Source organism: Solicola gregarius (genome assembly GCF_025790165.1).
In the GTDB taxonomy this organism is placed as follows: Bacteria; Actinomycetota; Actinomycetes; order Propionibacteriales; family Nocardioidaceae; genus Solicola; species Solicola gregarius.
Window position 1 is genome coordinate 4,360,731 of sequence record NZ_CP094970.1, and the last position, 15,721, is coordinate 4,376,451.

At 68.4% G+C, this 15,721-nt stretch carries 14 protein-coding genes and 1 tRNA gene; 10 read left to right on the plus strand and 5 right to left on the minus strand.

From position 1 onward, the window contains the following. Window positions 1–199 precede the first annotated feature (199 nt). From L0C25_RS21225 to L0C25_RS21265, 9 genes are all read left to right on the plus strand, one after another. Window positions 200–1,858, plus strand: coding sequence for an alkaline phosphatase D family protein (locus tag L0C25_RS21225; RefSeq protein WP_271633767.1), 1,659 nt, complete (start codon window positions 200–202; stop codon window positions 1,856–1,858). 141 nt (window positions 1,859–1,999) lie between these two features. Continuing rightward, window positions 2,000–2,230, plus strand: coding sequence for a hypothetical protein (locus L0C25_RS21230; RefSeq protein WP_271633768.1), 231 nt, complete (start codon window positions 2,000–2,002; stop codon window positions 2,228–2,230). Beyond that, window positions 2,208–2,771 (plus strand): peptidoglycan recognition protein family protein, encoded by a 564-nt coding sequence (locus L0C25_RS21235; protein WP_271633769.1) that lies wholly within the window; start codon window positions 2,208–2,210, stop codon window positions 2,769–2,771. Before L0C25_RS21230 ends, L0C25_RS21235 begins: the two co-directional genes overlap by 23 nt. Window positions 2,772–2,940: 169 nt before the next feature. Continuing rightward, window positions 2,941–3,267, plus strand: coding sequence for a hypothetical protein (locus L0C25_RS21240; RefSeq protein ID WP_271633770.1), 327 nt, complete (start codon window positions 2,941–2,943; stop codon window positions 3,265–3,267). Then, entirely contained in the window at window positions 3,264–4,286 is a 1,023-nt protein-coding gene (locus L0C25_RS21245; RefSeq protein WP_271633771.1) for an extracellular solute-binding protein, read from the plus strand. Before L0C25_RS21240 ends, L0C25_RS21245 begins: the two co-directional genes overlap by 4 nt. Before the next feature lie 73 nt (window positions 4,287–4,359). Then, entirely contained in the window at window positions 4,360–5,226 is an 867-nt protein-coding gene (locus L0C25_RS21250) for a carbohydrate ABC transporter permease (protein ID WP_271633772.1), read from the plus strand. Between the two features lie 211 nt (window positions 5,227–5,437). Then, complete coding sequence (locus L0C25_RS21255; RefSeq protein ID WP_271633773.1) at window positions 5,438–6,187, plus strand: carbohydrate ABC transporter permease; 750 nt, start codon at window positions 5,438–5,440, stop codon at window positions 6,185–6,187. 16 nt (window positions 6,188–6,203) lie between these two features. Further along, the gene (locus L0C25_RS21260; protein ID WP_271633774.1) at window positions 6,204–7,277 is read left to right on the plus strand and encodes a glycoside hydrolase family 172 protein; all 1,074 of its coding nucleotides are present in this window, start codon (window positions 6,204–6,206) and stop codon (window positions 7,275–7,277) included. Between the two features lie 120 nt (window positions 7,278–7,397). Continuing rightward, window positions 7,398–9,866, plus strand: coding sequence for an EAL domain-containing protein (locus L0C25_RS21265; RefSeq protein WP_271633775.1), 2,469 nt, complete (start codon window positions 7,398–7,400; stop codon window positions 9,864–9,866). Here L0C25_RS21265 and L0C25_RS21270 read toward each other — a convergent pair. From L0C25_RS21270 to L0C25_RS21280, 3 genes are all read right to left on the minus strand, one after another. Continuing rightward, entirely contained in the window at window positions 9,840–10,460 is a 621-nt protein-coding gene (locus L0C25_RS21270; RefSeq protein ID WP_271633776.1) for a hypothetical protein, read from the minus strand. The two genes, L0C25_RS21265 and L0C25_RS21270, sit on opposite strands and share 27 nt — an antisense overlap. Window positions 10,461–10,564: 104 nt before the next feature. Continuing rightward, a complete protein-coding gene (locus tag L0C25_RS21275; protein WP_271633777.1) occupies window positions 10,565–12,715 on the minus strand; it encodes an elongation factor G-like protein EF-G2 in 2,151 nt (716 codons plus the stop codon). 150 nt (window positions 12,716–12,865) lie between these two features. Further along, window positions 12,866–12,951: transfer RNA gene (locus tag L0C25_RS21280), tRNA-Leu, on the minus strand. A 122-nt stretch (window positions 12,952–13,073) separates the two neighbouring features. On the opposite strand from L0C25_RS21280, the gene L0C25_RS21285 reads away from it, so the two are divergent. Next, window positions 13,074–14,381 (plus strand): M20/M25/M40 family metallo-hydrolase, encoded by a 1,308-nt coding sequence (locus tag L0C25_RS21285; protein ID WP_271633778.1) that lies wholly within the window; start codon window positions 13,074–13,076, stop codon window positions 14,379–14,381. Between the two features lie 165 nt (window positions 14,382–14,546). Here the strand turns inward: L0C25_RS21285 and L0C25_RS21290 are convergent, their stop codons facing one another. Beyond that, window positions 14,547–14,729 (minus strand): DUF5703 family protein, encoded by a 183-nt coding sequence (locus L0C25_RS21290; protein WP_271633779.1) that lies wholly within the window; start codon window positions 14,727–14,729, stop codon window positions 14,547–14,549. Window positions 14,730–14,733: 4 nt separating this feature from the next. Then, entirely contained in the window at window positions 14,734–15,684 is a 951-nt protein-coding gene (locus tag L0C25_RS21295; RefSeq protein WP_271633780.1) for an aldo/keto reductase, read from the minus strand. Window positions 15,685–15,721: the final 37 nt, after the last annotated feature.

A 15,721-nucleotide genomic window follows, 5' to 3' on the forward strand; every position in this document is an offset into this window, starting at 1 on the left:
CGGCGGATAACAAGGTAGTTGCGTCGTTATCCCACCGTTCGGCCACTCTTCCCGAGCGCGCGAAGTTCCGCAATTCGAACGGGTTCTCGTCGTCGGCGCCGGCTCGGCCGGGTGCAGTTCTGCGACTGTTCGCGGCTCGGCCATCGTCGCGCCACGGCGAACACACCGTGCCGCAACCGGCGCGCGGGATCCAGGAGTCATGGAGACTTCACGCCGTACCCTGATCAAGGCCGGTGCCGCTACCGGCGTCGCACTCGGCGTGCCACTCGCGTCCGCCTCCCCAGCCGATGCGCGCAAGCACGCCGCCCGACTTCGCTCCGACCCGTTCACGCTGGGAGTCGCCTGCGGCGACCCCTGGCCCGACGGGTTCGTCATCTGGACCCGGCTCGCGCTCGAACCGCTCGCCGGGGACGGGCTCGGTGGCATGCCGAGCGTTCCGTTCCGCGTCGAATGGGAGGTCGCACGCGACCCGTCCTTCCGTCGCGTCGTACGCCGTGGCTCGCAGCAGGCGCGCCCGGAGTCCGCTCACACCATCCATGTCGAGCTGCACGGCCTGCCCGCCGATCGGGACTACTGGTACCGGTTCCGCTGCGGTCGGTTCGACTCGCGATCCGGCCGGGCGCGTACGGCTCCGCGGCGGGGCACGATGCCGTCGTCGCTCGCGATGTCGTTCGTCTCCTGCTCGCAGTTCGAGCACGGCTACTTCACGGCGTACCGACGGATGGCGGAGGACAACCCGGACCTGGTCCTGCACCTCGGCGACTACCAGTACGAGTACACCGCCGGTGACTATGAGGCACCCGGCGGCAACGTCCGCGACCACGAGGGACCGGAGACGACGACGCTGGAGACGTACCGGCAGCGCCACGCGCAGTACAAGACCGATCCCGACCTGCAGGCGGCGCACGCGGTCGCGCCGTGGCTCGTCGTGTTCGACGACCATGAGCTCGACAACAACTGGGCCGACGAGACGCCGGAGAAGCCCGAGGACGGGTTCCTCGCGCGCCGGGCAGCGGCCTTCCAGGCTTACTACGAGAACATGCCGCTGCGGCGTACGTCGGTGCCGCGGGGCATCGACATGCAGCTGTATCGCCGAGTCGCATGGGGAGAGCTCGCGACGTTCCACATGCTCGACACCCGTCAGTATCGCGACGACCAAGGGTGCGGTGACGGGTATGACACTGACTGCCCTGCGGCCGTCGACCCGTCGCGCTCGCTCACGGGAGCAGCGCAGGAAGCGTGGCTGTTGAACGGCTTCCGCCGGTCGCAGTCCCGCTGGGATCTGCTCGGGCAGCAGGTCTTCTTCGCCCAACGGGACAGCGACGAAGGGCCGCTGAAGACGGTCTCGATGGACGCATGGGACGGGTACGTCGCATCGCGCGACCGCATCACCCAGGGCTGGGTCGACGCGGACGTACGCAATCCGGTGGTGCTGACGGGAGATGTGCACGCCCACTGGGCGAGTGACCTCAAGCTGGACTACGACGATCCGACGACGAGGACGGTGGGGGCCGAGTTGGTGTGTTCGTCGATCACGTCGGGCGGCAGCGGTGCGGACTCCGCATCGGGCTCGCATCCGTGGCTGAAGTGGAACCCGCATCTGAGGTTCCAGAACAACCTCCGCGGGTACGTGCGTACGCAGATCACGCCGACCGAGATGCAGGCCGACTTCCGGTGCCTCCCCGACGTCACGACCGACACGGCCGCGGCGTTCACGCGTGCGTCGTTCGTGATCGCCGATCGCGAGCCGGGCCTGCATCAGACGTACGACAACCCGCCGGCGCAGGCGAAGCGCGACGGTCGGTCGGACCGCGAGATCGGTCGCGACACGATCCGGTGGGAGACCCAGCGCCCCTAGGACTCTCGAATCCGGTGACCTCGCTGCCGCGGACCATACGGGCTCGCGGTAGCGAGGTCATGCTGGGTCGGCCGAGCGTTTCCGCCGCGCTCGGGTGGGAAGGGTGGGGCCGACAGTTGTCAACCGACCTGGGAGGTTCCCATGGATCGACCGACCGAGAGCCGCGGCGGACGGATGAGCCGCCGCGGAGTACTGATGGGCATCGCGCTCGGTGCCACCGCACCAGTCGCGTCCGCACTCACCGGAGGCCCGGCGATGGCCCACCCGCGTGCGTCGGCGGCACGGCGTACCACGAGCAACCGGGCACCCGAGTGCCTGTCCGGACTGATTCAGGAAGGGCGGATGACCTATGCAGATCTCATGGCTGGCTGACGTGCTTCGTGGAGCCGGGCTCGCGGTCGTCGAACAAGGCGACTGGCTCAATCGCAGCGCGGGGTCCGACTTCGAGCCGTTCGGCGTGCTCTGGCACCACACGGCGGCCCTGTCCAGCCCCGAGAATCCGGCGCCCGCCCTCGGCATCTGCATCGACGGGCGGTCTGACCTGCCGGGCCCGCTGTGCCATGCGCACGTCGACTACAACGGCGTGTTCAACGTGATCTCGGCGAACCGCGCGAACCACGCGGGGGAGTGTGGCGGCAGCGGGCCGATTCCGCCCGGTGACGGCAACACGATGATGGTCGGGTGGGAGATCGACTACGCCGGTGACGGCTCGGGCGAGGGCGGTCCCGTCCAGGAGATGACACAGGCGCAGTACGACGCCTCGATCGCGGCGACCGCGGCGGTCATCGCCCAGCTCGGGACCGATGCGGAGCATGTGCGCGGGCATCGCGAGACGAGCACCAGCGGCAAGATCGACCCGTCGTTCATCGACCTGGACGCGATGCGCGCCGACGTCGCCGCGGCGATGGGCTGACTGCGGCGGTTCGCCAGTGGCCGGCTCCGCTCGCGATGGGCGGAGCCGGCTGTTGCCCGTAATCGATTCCCTGTCGAAGCCATGCGGATCCTCGAGCGGGCCCCTTGACGTACTGGGACTCCGGTCCTAGTTTGGCGTGAAATCGATTACTCAGAATCGGAGTCACGCCATGGTCGCCCGCCACGTCACCCGCCGTACCCTCCTGCGCGGCAGCGCGGGCGGCCTCGCCGCCACCACGTTCGCGGGTTCCGCGGCGACGCTGCTCGGCGGATGCAGCGGCGACGATGCCGAAGGAGGCGACCTGACGTTCTGGAACTTCTACGGCCCGGCCGACGACGGCAATCCGCAGAGCAAGTGGTTCGTCGCACTCGTCGACGAGTGGAACGCCAACAACGACGTCAAGATCAAGCTGCACTACCTGCCTCCCGCGGAGTACTTCTCCGGTACGCCGCTGCAGACGGCCTTCCAAGGGGTGAGGGCCCGGACATCTTCATGATCAGTCCGGGCGACTTCCTGCGGTACTACAACGGCGGTGCGCTCGAGGACCTGACATCGCACCTGGGCGATGCCCGCGACGACTTCAAGCCTGGGCTGCTGGACGGCCGCAGCGTCGACGGAGCGGTGTACGGCCTCCCCATGGAGATCGAGCCGCTCGGCCTCTTCTACAGCGAGGCGGCGTACGAGAAGGCGAGGCTGTCGGAGGGCGACGTCCCGCGTACGTGGGACCAGCTGCTCGACGTAGCCGACAAGCTCACCGGCAACGACCGATTCGGCATGCTGTTCGAGACGGTGCCGGGCTACTACCAGAACTTCAACTGGTATCCGTTCCAGTGGATGGGCGGCGGCGCCGTCGTCGACGGCGCCAGCAGCGCCTTCGACTCGGACGCGACCGCCGCCGCGCTCGAGCTCTGGCAACGGGCGGTCGACAGCGGCGTCGCGCCGCGCAAGCCACAAGGAGACGGGGGTTCGGACGGCTCGGCGAACCTCGGCAGCGGGTTCGTCGGGATGCAGCAGACCGGGATCTGGGCGGTGTCGAGCCTCGAGCTCGACTACCCGAAGCTCCCGTACGGCGTCGCGGCCCTGCCGACGCCGGACGGCGGTGAGGCGAGCACCGACATGGGCGGTTGGGCATTCGTAGCGAATGCCAAGGGCAAGGACCCGTCGACGGCGGCGAAGTTCGTGACGTGGGCGCTCGGGTCTACCGACAAGGCGGGCGTCGAGCGGTGCCGCCAGTGGAACACCGTCGTGAAGACGAACCTGCCCGCGCGCAAGTCGGTCGAGCAGGTCGCGTTGCAACGCGGCGCGTTCGAGACCGAGCAGCTGAAGACGTTCGTCGAGGACATCGCCCCGACCGGTGAGTCCGAGCCGCGTTACCCGCCGGAGGTGTACCAGCCGGTGTCCGACGCGATCCAGGCCTGCCAGCTCGACGGCGCCGACCCGGTCGAGGAAGCGGCGAAGGCGGCCGATGCCATCGACACCTTCCTGGAGACGTACGACGGTGCTCCGATCCTCTAGGCAGACCCGACCTGGCAGGGGGCGACGCTCGCCGGGCGCTCCCCGGAGACGGTCGCGCTACCGTCGTCGCGAGGTGGTCGCCGCGTACCTCTTCCTCGCGCCGGACCTGCTCGGACTCCTCGTGTTCGTGGTGCTCCCGATGTGTCTGGCCTTCGGGGTCGCCCTGTTCGAGGTCGACGGCTTCGGCAACTACACGTACGTCGGGTTCGACAACTACGCCCTGATGGCCGACGACGACAAGCTGCTGCAGAGCCTGCGAGTCACGGGCATGTACGTCGTCGCGTTCGTGCCGCTGGCGTTCGTCTCGAGCCTCGGAATCGCGCTGTTGGTCCGCCGGCAGTTCCGTGGCGTCGGCGCCGTACGCGCGGCGTTCTTCCTGCCCAACGTGATCAGCCTCGTCGTCGCCGGACTGATGTGGCAGTTCCTGCTCGTCGACAAGCGCGGCATCGTCGGGAACGTCCTCGGTACCGTCGGCCTCGGCGACGTCTCGCTGCTGGGCGAGCCGTCGCTGGCACTCGCGACCTTCATCGCGATCAGCGTCTGGTTCATGATGGGCTACCAGATGATGGTCTTCCTCGCGGGCCTGAAGGATATTCCGGCCGATCTCGAGGACGCCGCGACCGTCGACGGCGCCGGGGTCTGGCAGCGCTTCCGACACGTCACGTGGCCGCTGTTGCGGCCGACGAGCTTCTTCGTCCTCGTGACGTCCACGGTTGCCGCTGTCACGGGCGTGCAGGCATTCGACCTCGTTTACGTACTGACGAAGGGCGGGCCGGCGAACTCGACGTCGACGATCGTCTACTACATCTACGAGCAGGCGTTCACCTTGAACAACATCGGGTACGCGTCTGCGGTGACAACGCTCGCGGTCGGCATCCTGATGGTCGGAACGGCCCTGATGTTCGCGCTCACCCGAGGAGGCCGGTTCGATGAGGACTAGGCCGCGTCTGCTTATACCCCGCCGGCTCGCGTGTCTCCGCATCCCGCCTGGCGGCGTTACGGTCGCTCGCAGGAGAAGCCAACTACGGCGTCGCTCCCGCGCCTTGCCAGCTCGGGCGCGGAGACCCGCTCCCTTATCGACGCGGCATAAGCAGACACGACCTAGCCGAGTCCCGTACGTCGCGATCCTGGCGTACCTGACCGCGGTCATCGTGGTCGCGCCGCTGCTCTGGACACTGTTCAGCGCGTTCAAACCCGAGAACGAGATCTTCTCGACGGGGTTCCCGTCGGACCTCACGCTCGACAACTTCAGATACGTGTTCACCGACATGGAGCTGCCGCGGTACCTGCTGAACTCCGCGATCGTCTCCGTTGTCGTCACGGCGGTCGCGCTGCTGACCCACTCGATGGCCGCGTACGCGTTGGCGCGGTTGCGGTTCCCGGGCAGGGGAGTGGTGTTCTCGCTGATCATCTCGACCCTGCTGGTGTCGCTGCCGGTGATCCTGGTGCCGTTGTTCCTGGTGGTCAAGGAGCTCGACATGCTGGACAGCTACGCGGGGCTGATCGTGCCGATGATCTTCCACGCGTACGGCATCTTCCTGCTGCGGCAGTTCTACCTGAACATCCCCCGAGAGCTGGAGGAGGCGGCGGACCTCGACGGCTGCGGGTATCTGCGGCGCTACTGGAACGTGGTGCTGCCGCTGAGCCGGCCGGCGCTCGCGTCGCTGGCAGTGCTCTTCTTCCTCGCCAACTGGAACGCGTTCCTGTGGCCGCTCAGCATCACCCAGAACCCCGATCTGCGCGTCACCCAGGTCGGCATCGCCGGGCTGCAGGGTCAGTACTCCTCCAGCTGGAACTACATCCTCGCGGCAGCGGTCGTCGCGGCGATCCCCACGACTGTGGTTTTCCTGCTCGGCCAGCGCCGGCTCGTCGACGCGATGAAGACCTCAGGCATCAAGTAGGACAAGGAGCCATTGGATGGACTACGGATCGTACGGCAGCAGCCTGCGCGACCTGCCCCGACTGCGCAGCTCGCGGCGACGCCGCGCGTCGAGCTGGGACCGCAGCGGCGGAAACGACGACCGGATCACGGTCGAACCCGGTGCGACCGCGCTCCTCGCCGACATCGACGGCGCCGGCTCGATCAACCACATCTGGTGCACGGTGGCCCGTCCGCTGCTCGACGGGCCCGACGACGTCGAGGCCGACTACCTTCGGCGGCTCGTCCTGCGCATCACCTGGGACGACCAGTCGCACCCGAGCGTTCTGGTCCCGCTCGGTGACTTCTTCGGCGTCGGCCACGGACGCACGGTCAACTTCAACTCGGCCCCGCTGCAGATGAGCCCACAGGACGGCCGTGGCTTCAACTGCTGGTTCCACATGCCGTTCGCGTCGGGCGCGCGGATCGAGCTCGTCTCGGAGATGGAGCGGCTTCCGGTCTTCTTCTACTACTACATCGACTACGAGACGTACGACGATTCGCGCGACGACCTGGGCTACTTCCACGCGTCGTTCCATCGGGAGAACCCGACCGACGGCCGGCCGCAGGGTGACGCGACGCTCCGCGAACACCTCGTCGAGGGCGAGAATCTCTCGGGCGACGGCAACTACGTGATCCTCGAGGCCGCGGGCAAGGGACACTTCGTCGGATCGGTGCTGAACATTCGCAACCTCCGCGAGTCGAGCGAGTGGAACTGGTACGGCGAGGGCGACGACATGATCTTCATCGACGGCGAGCCGTTCCCGCCGTCGCTGCATGGCACCGGCACCGAGGACTACTACAACACCGCGTGGTGTCCCGACCAGGCGTACGCGGCGCCCTACCACGGGATCACCCTTCCCGGCGGCGCGAACTGGAGCGGCGAGATCTCCATGTACCGCTTCCACATCGAGGACCCCGTCACGTTCGAGCGCTCCATCCGGGTGACCGTCGAGCACGGCCACGCGAACAAGCGCAGTGATGACGTCTCGTCGGTGGCGTACTGGTACCAGACCCTGCCTGGGGTCCCGCTGCGTCTACCGCCGGTCGACCAGCGCCTGCCGCACCCCTAGCCACGCCCTCGGCGGTTCGTCGGCGGATCGCGCCGGGATGACAGATGATGGGAGCACTCCAGCAGGGAGGCTCAAAATGTCATCGCATCTCGGGGCCTGCCGGCGCTCGGCCGGTGACCCGTGAGCCCGTCGCTGCTGCTCGCGGCCCATGTCGCGGTGTACGCCGCGATCCCGATGCTGTTCGGAGTCCTGCGCCGGCCGTTCCGCGTGATCGCGTTCTACCTCTACATCGGTCTGATCCTGCTCGCGGGTGGGCTGATCGGCTCGGTGTACGTGCTGCCCGTCGCGGGAGGGATCCCGGCCGGCAGCATCCTGTACGCCGCGCTGCTCTTCTCGAGCGTGCTCCTGGTGATCCTCGAGCACGACGCCCGCGTGGTTCGCAACGTGATCAAGGTGGTCATCGGAGTCGAGGCGTTCAAGTTCGTCATGTTCGCGCTGGCCACCTACTCGCTGCGCGACGACCAGGTCGTGAACCCCTTCGACACGGACCCCGCGCTGTTCGACGAGTCGCTCATGGTGACGCTTCTCGGCGGCCTGCTGATCGTCGCCGAGCTGGTGATCCTCACGATCATCCTGGAGCTGCTCAAACGACGAATGAGCAATCCGGTGCTGCTCGCGTCGACGTACGTCGCGATCTTCGTGGCGCTGTTGTGCTTCGACGGGGTGATGCTGCCGTTCATCGCGCTGCAGTCACTGGCCGACATCGGGGAGTTCGTGCAGAGCGGGGTACGCGTCAAGCTGGTGCTCGGACTGTCGTTCGGCATACCGCTCGTCGTGTTCCTCGTGCTCTTCCGGCGGCACCTCGCGGCGTACCGCAAGGCGTCGATCCCGTTGCACGAGCTGCTGATCGGGCCACGCGAGGACCTCGTACGCGAGCTCGAGCGTCAGCGGCTCGCGATTCGTGCGGGGGTGGAACAGTACCGGCATCTGGTCGAGTCGTCCGGCGACGTCGTCATCACCAGCACGGTCGACGGCATGATCACCAGCTGGAACCACGCGGCCGAGCGCCTCTACGGGTATACGCGGGACCGGGCCGTCGGCTCGCCCATGGAGTTGATCGCGGCGCCGGACCAGCTCGACGACCTCACCGAGATCATGCGGGCGGGCTCGCGTGGCACCACGATCAGCGGGCACGAGACCATCCACCGTCGTGACGACGGCACCCGGGTCGAGGTGTCCCTGACGGTCTCGCCGGTGATCGACCACGCCGGCACCACCATCGGGCTGTCCTACATCGGGCGTGACATCGGCGAGCGCCGTCGGATGGAGCGCACCCTCACGTACCAAGCCAGGCACGATGCGCTGACCGGCCTTCCGAACCGCGTCTACCTCGAGGACATGATCGCGGAGCTGGCCCGCACTCGCGTCGCTCCAACGCCGGTGGCGGTGCTGTTCGTCGACATCGACCGGTTCAAGATCGTCAACGACGCCGCCGGGCACCACGTGGGCGACGGGCTGCTGATCGAGGCGGCGGCGCGGCTTCGATCCGGGGTCGGAGTCGGTGAGACGGTCGCGCGCTTCGGCGGCGACGAGTTCGCGCTGCTGTGTCCCGGGCGGGACGAGGAAGGCGCGACCGCGCTCGCAACCCGGCTCCTCGACGCGCTCACCGTGCCGTTCGAGATCGCCGGGCACCGATTCTTCGTCAGCGCGAGCATCGGCATCTCGGTCGACACCACCCCGCACGCGGACGAGCTGCTGCGTCGTTCCGACATGGCGATGTACGCCGCGAAGGATCAGGGCAGCGGCACCTGGCGGGTGTTCGACCAGACGATGGACCAGCGAGCACGGTGGGTCCTCTCGTTGGGCAACGATCTCAGCGACGCGATCGAGTCCGACAGCCTCGAGCTGCACTACCAGCCGGTCATCGACCTCGGAACGGGCCGGATCAGGTCGGTGGAGGCGCTGACCCGATGGCGGCACGATCGGCGCGGCTACGTCGAGCCCGAGGAGTTCGTCTCGGTCGCCGAGGACACCGGCCTGATCACGCCGCTCGACACCTGGGTGATCCATCGGGCGTCCCGCGACGGCGCCCGGCTGTTCGCATCCGGCACGTTGCCGCCCAACGGCCACGTTGCGGTGAATCTGTCCGTGCAGGACATCGCGGACCCCGAGTTCGGGGCGGTTCTGGTGGAGGCGGTCGCGGAGGGGGCCCCCGATTTCGGCATGGACCGGCTGATGATCGAGCTCACCGAGACGGTGCTGATGAACGACGTCGAGCGTACGGCTGCACGCCTACGCGAGCTGACTGCGCTTGGCGTACGTATCGCGATCGACGACTTCGGAACCGGCTACTCGTCGCTCGCCTATCTGCGGCCGTTCCCGACGACGACCCTGAAGATCGACCAGACCTTCGTCGGCGGGATCGCCTCCAACGCCAGTGACTTGGCGATCGTCCGGTCGGTCGTCGAGCTCGCCCACGCGATCGGGCTGGAGACGGTTGCGGAGGGGGTCGAGACGACCGGTCAGCTGGAGCTTCTGCGCGAGATGGGATGCGACGCCGGCCAGGGGTTCCTCTGGGGACCGGCGGTCGCCGTCGACGGCTTGATCGCCGGGTTCACGCCCTCAGGCAGCCTTCCGAGTGGGCTCTGAGGCCGGCGCGGCCGCCCTCATGGTCGTGGTGTCGCGCCCGCCCACCGGAAGGGGAGCGGGCTCACGAGGGGGGTCGTCACGCTCGTCGTTGCGCGCCGCGGCGATGATCGACGTCGCGAGACAAAGCAGGCCGAGGACGAGCGTCAACGCGATCCACACGGTGTTGATCGGCTCGACGAGCGGGTCCGGGCTGTGCGATCCGATCAGCTCGTAAGGTACGACGACGGCGCTCACCATGATGGTGAGGGCGGCACCGAGGGGACGGAGCCAGTCCTGCCGCGATGCGGCGACGGAGTCCTCGCGATCGGCGACCTCGGCGCGGAAGTCGGGAAGCTCGTTCGGCGGCAGCGTCGACAGCCACGCGCGGTGGCGGTCGTTTCGCTCGCGCTGGGCAGCCCGCGTACTGAAATGCACGACGAGCCCGGTGACGAGAAGGACGGCCGCGACGATGACGACCACGACGGCCGCGCCGAGCGGGAGCCCCACGAAGGCGAGTACGGTCACGGCGAGGGAGGTGGCGGTGATGGTGGTCAGGCCGACGCCCAGCGGCGCGTCCTCGAGTCGCTCGTGAATGTTCTGTGCCCGCCCCGCCATGGTGCTACTTCCCTCCGTGTTATTCGAACCCACCTCCTATGGTGAACCTCCGGACGGCGCTTTACGTTCCCGACCCGACGTGATCTCGGTCATGTCGTCGAGCCTCACCCGAGGTAACGCGCGGCCAGATCGTCGGGCATCGGCTCGTAATGGTCGAGCGTGCGGGTGAACGTGCCGGTGCCGTGCGTGGCCGAACGCAGGTCGATCGAGTAGCGCACCAGTTCGGTTGCGGGCACGTGGGCGCGTACGACGGTGCGGTCGTCGTCGTCCTTGTCGGTACCGAGCAGCCGGCCGCGGCGCGACGAGAGGTCGCTCATCACCGCACCGATCAGGTCGTCGGGTATGAAGACCGCGATCTCGTCGTACGGCTCGAGGATGGCCACGCCGGCCGACTCGGCGGCGTCGCGCAGTGCGAGGGCGCCGGCCGTCTGGAACGCGGCGTCCGACGAGTCGACACTGTGCGCCTTGCCGCCGGTCAGCGTCACTCGTACATCGACGAGCGGATGCCCGCTGCGGACGCCCTTGTCCATCTGGGCGCGTACGCCCTTCTCGACGCTCGGGATGAACTGCCGGGGCACGACACCGCCGACGACCGACTCCTGGAACTCGAAGCCGCTGCCGCCGGGCAACGGCTCGACCTCGATCTCGCAGATCGCATACTGGCCGTGCCCGCCGGACTGCTTGACGTGCCGGCCGTGGCCGGTGCTCCGCCGGGCGAACGTCTCCCGCAGAGGGACGCGTACATCGATCTGGTCGACGTTGACGCCGAACCGGTTGCGAAGCCGGTTCAGGCACTCGTCCGCGTGCGACTCACCCATCGACCACAGCACGAGCTGACGAGTCTCGGGGTTGTTCTCGATCCGCAGGGACGGGTCTTCGGCGGCCAACCGGGTGAGCGCCTCCGGCAGCTTGTCGTCATCTGTCTTGGTGGCCGCCTCGAGCGCGACCGGGAGCAGCGGGGTCGGCATGTTCCAGGGCCGCAGCAGCCGCGGCTCGTCCACGTGGGACAGCGTGTCGCCGGTCTCGGCTCTGCTCAGCCTGCCGATCAGCGCGATGTCGCCCGCGACCACCCGCTTGGCCGGCTGCTGATGTTTGCCGAAGGGGTGTCCGAGCGAGCCGACGCGCTCGTCCTCGTCATGCTCGGCGTGGCCGCCGTCGACGCCGAAGAAGGAGGAGAAGTGGCCCGAGACATGGACGGTCTCGTCGCCGTCGAGGGTGCCGGAGAAGACCCGGACCAGGCTGACCCGGCCGACGTACGGGTCGCTGGTCGTCTTGACGACCTCGGCGACGAGGGTGGTGTCCGGGTCGCAGGGCAAGCCGTCGGTCGCGACGCCCGCGGGCGTGAACAGCGAGGGGGTCGGATGCGTCGCGGGTGGCGGGAACCCGCGTACGAGCAGGTCGAGCAGTTCCACGCAACCGATGCCGGAGGCGCACGTCGCGACGACCGGGTAGAACGAACCGCGGGCGACGGCGCGCTCGAGGTCGTCGATCAGGGCGTCCTCGGAGATCTCCTCGCCGCCGAGATAGCGGTCCATCAGGGTCTCGTCCTCGGACTCCTCGATCACCCCCTCGATGAGGGTGCCCCGCAGCTCGGCCTCCACAGCGGCCTGCGGGGCGGCGGGGGAGTCCTCGAGCGGTACGGGGCGCACGCCGACTCCCCGATGGTCGTAGAACCTCCCGCTGAGCAGGCCGACCAGCCCGACCAGGTCGCCGGACTCGGCGACGGGCATGAACAACGGGAGCACCTTCTCGCCGAACGCTGCCTGCGCTTGCGCCAGTACGCCGTCGTAGTCGGCACGTGCATGGTCGAGCTTGGTGATCGCGACGACTCGCGGCATGCCGACGTCCGCGCACTCGCGCCACAGTGCGGTCGTCGCATGGTCGATGCCCTCGTTGGCGGCCACGACGAACAGCGCGCAGTCCGCGGCTCGGAGCCCGGCGCGCAGCTCACCGACGAAATCCGCGTACCCCGGCGTGTCGATCAGGTTGACCTTCGTGCCCTCGTACACCAGCGGTGCGACAGACAACGACATCGACCGGCCGTGCGCGTGCTCGGCCTCGTCGAAGTCGCAGACCGTCGTACCGTCGGCGACACTGCCGGCGCGCGGGATCGCGCCGCCTACTGCGAGCAACGTCTCGACAAGGGTGGTCTTGCCGGAGGAGCTGGGCCCGATCAGGACGACGTTGCGGATCCTGTCGGGCCCGAAGTCGGCTAGGTCGGGGTTGCCGCCACTGGATGTCGTCTTATCGCTCATGGGGCCACGCTGCTCCGATTCATCCCCGAGCACAACCCCCGAATTTCGGGCCGTTTCGGGCGAGGACCGCGAGCGGCCGACCGGCGTCACAAGAACCTCAGAAATGCGAGCGGCCCACATCCGACAAGGGGATGTGGGCCCTGGCATGTGTGTCCGAGGGGGGGACTTGAACCCCCACCCTCTATACGAGGACTAGCACCTCAAGCTAGCGCGTCTGCCTATTCCGCCACCCGGACATGCAGCAGCCCGACCGATGTCGTTGCTGCGATCCCAAACTCTAGCAAACCCGGCTGGGCATCCGCGCATCGAGCAGGCAGGATGGTGGCAACGGTGCGATGCGATGTGGGAGGCGGCTGCCATGGTTGAGGATTCGACGTACGACCCGACTGCGGAGGTCGTCGACATCTGTCGCGAGCTGATCCGCATCGACACGCAGAACTACGGCGACGGCTCCGGCCCGGGTGAGCGGAAGGCGGCCGAGTACGTCGCGCAACTGCTCGACGAGGTCGGCATCGAGTCGGAGATCCACGAGTCCGCGCCCGGCCGCGCGAGCCTGGTCGCGAGGTGGGGCGACCACTCCGGGAGCGAGCCACCGCTGCTCATCCACGGCCACCTCGACGTCGTCCCGGCCGAGGCGCGCGACTGGAGCCAGGATCCGTTCGCGGCCGAGGTCGTCGACGGCTACGTGTACGGCCGCGGTGCGGTCGACATGAAGGACTTCGACGCGATGGTCCTCTCGGTCGTACGCGCTCGCCAGCGTGCCGGCGTGGCGCCCAAGCGCCCGATCGTGCTCGCCTTCACGGCAGACGAAGAGGCGGGCAGCCTCTACGGCGCGCACTGGCTCGTCGACGAGCACGCCGACCTGGTCGCCGACTGCACCGAGGCCATCGGCGAGGTCGGCGGCTTCTCGACCGAGGTCGGCGGCAAGCGGCTGTACGTGATCGAGTCGGGGGAGAAGGGCATCTCCTGGATGCGTCTTCGCGCCGACGGCACAGCGGGCCACGGCTCGATGCGCCAACCCGACAACGCCGTCACGGCGGTCGGCGAAGCGGTCGCGGCGCTCGGCGCGCACGAGTGGCCAGCGGAGCCCGGACCCTCGATCAACCTGCTGCTCGACAAGGTCAGCGAGCTGACCGGCGTCGACCGCGGCGACACCGAGGCGCTGATGGCGGAGTTCGGTCCGGCAGTACGGATGATCGGCGCCGGCATGCGCAACATCACCAACCCGACGATGCTCGACGCCGGGTACAAGGTGAATGTCGTGCCGAGCCACGCCGAGGCGAGGGTCGACGGCCGGTACCTGCCGGGGCAGGGCGAGACGTTCATGCGAGACGTACAACAGATCGTGGGCGACAAGGTACGCGCGGAGCCGGACGTGTTCCAGCCGGCGCTGGAATATGAGTTCACCGGTGACCTCGTCGACGCGATGACGGTGGCGCTCACGTCGGAGGACCCGGAGGCGCACGTGGCGCCGTTCCTGATGTCGGGCGGGACTGATGCGAAAGCCTGGGACCGCCTCGGCATCCGCTCGTACGGCTTCACTCCGCTTCGGCTGCCCGGAGACCTCGACTTCACCGCGTTGTTCCACGGCGTCGACGAGCGCGTACCGACGGACGCGTTGGAGTTCGGCGCCCGGGTGTTCGACCGGCTGGTCGACCTGGCGTGAGTCGCCGGGGCCACGCCTAGCACGGCAATGGTGCGCTGGGCACGGCAAATTCGCCCTGTTCGATGCACGTTTACCATGTTTACATGGTAAACGTGCACATTGCATGGCAGATTTGCCGTGTAGGGCGACTGTTTACCATGTTTACATGGTAAACGTGCGGCCGGGTCAGTAGGTCCGCGCGACGCGGATGATCTTGCGGCGCATGGTGACCCGGCGCCGCCCGTCGGGGAACATCCGCAGCCGCGACAGCTCCCAGCCGCCGTACTCCGCGGCGTCGGTCAGAAGCCGGCGTACGGAAGAGCGCGAGTACTCCCGCGAGACCCAGAAGCGCCTGAACTCGTACTCCATCGGATCACTCCTCGCCATGCTCCGACACGTCGTCGAGCGCCCGGACGATCTCGTCGGGCAGCTCGACGTCGTCCGCGGTCAGCGCGCCCTTGAGCTGTGCGGCCGTACGCGCGCCGAGGATGGCCGAGCTGACGCCCGGACGGTCCCGCACCCACGCGAGCGCGACCTCGGTGGGCGATAGCTGCAGCCCGTCGGCCGCTCGTGCGACGGCCTCGACGATCTGCCGCGACGAAGCGCCCAGGTAGACGCCCACGAAGCGCTCGAAGTGCGGCGAGGCGCCGCGCGAGTCGGCGGGCGTGCCGCTGCGGTACTTCCCGCTGAGCACACCGCGGCCGAGCGGCGACCACGCGAGCAGCCCCATGCCGAGCGCGTCGGCCGCGGGGCCGACCTCCAGCTCGACATCGCGGTTGAGCAGCGAATACTCCACCTGTGTCGACACGAGCGGTGCATGACCGTCGTGCGCACTCTGCAAGGTATGCGCGAGGGCGGTCTGCCATCCCGCGTAGTTCGAGACACCCACGTACGCCGCCCGCCCGGTGCGTACGGCGTGGTCGAGGGCGGAGAGCGTCTCCTCGAGCGGAATCTCGTCGACCCACGTCTGCACCTGCCACAGGTCGAGGTGGTCGACGCCGAGCCGCCGCAGACTCGTGTCGAGCTGGCGGAGGAGCGTGCGACGCGACGTGTCACGGTCACCGTTGCCGGGAGCGACCCCCGCCTTCGACGACAGCACGAGGGAGTCGCGGTCGACGGTCGTGGCCAGCAGCGACCCGATCAGCTCCTCGCTCGCGCCGTCGCCGTACGAGACCGCGGTGTCGACGAGAGTGCCCCCGGCGTCCACGAACGAGGTGAGCTGGTCGCGCGCGTCGTGCTCGTCGGTGTCGCGCCCCCAGGTGAGTGTTCCGAGCCCGATCCGGGAGACCTTGAGTCCGCTCCGCCCGACGTATCGCTGCCGCATGAGACGTCAGGCTAGTCGAGGATCCGTGCCGGCGTCC

Bases quoted from the DNA above. Each gene is read 5' to 3' on its own strand.
- L0C25_RS21290 (WP_271633779.1), bottom strand. From the start codon at position 14,729: ATGGAGTACGAGTTCAGGCGCTTCTGGGTCTCGCGGGAGTACTCGCGC.
- L0C25_RS21225 (WP_271633767.1), top strand. From the start codon at position 200: ATGGAGACTTCACGCCGTACCCTGATCAAGGCCGGTGCCGCTACCGGC.
- L0C25_RS21285 (WP_271633778.1), top strand. From the start codon at position 13,074: ATGGTTGAGGATTCGACGTACGACCCGACTGCGGAGGTCGTCGACATC.
- L0C25_RS21275 (WP_271633777.1), bottom strand. From the start codon at position 12,715: ATGAGCGATAAGACGACATCCAGTGGCGGCAACCCCGACCTAGCCGAC.
- L0C25_RS21240 (WP_271633770.1), top strand. From the start codon at position 2,941: ATGGTCGCCCGCCACGTCACCCGCCGTACCCTCCTGCGCGGCAGCGCG.
- L0C25_RS21260 (WP_271633774.1), top strand. From the start codon at position 6,204: ATGGACTACGGATCGTACGGCAGCAGCCTGCGCGACCTGCCCCGACTG.
- L0C25_RS21245 (WP_271633771.1), top strand. From the start codon at position 3,264: ATGATCAGTCCGGGCGACTTCCTGCGGTACTACAACGGCGGTGCGCTC.
- L0C25_RS21235 (WP_271633769.1), top strand. From the start codon at position 2,208: ATGCAGATCTCATGGCTGGCTGACGTGCTTCGTGGAGCCGGGCTCGCG.
- L0C25_RS21270 (WP_271633776.1), bottom strand. From the start codon at position 10,460: ATGGCGGGGCGGGCACAGAACATTCACGAGCGACTCGAGGACGCGCCG.
- L0C25_RS21295 (WP_271633780.1), bottom strand. From the start codon at position 15,684: ATGCGGCAGCGATACGTCGGGCGGAGCGGACTCAAGGTCTCCCGGATC.
- L0C25_RS21230 (WP_271633768.1), top strand. From the start codon at position 2,000: ATGGATCGACCGACCGAGAGCCGCGGCGGACGGATGAGCCGCCGCGGA.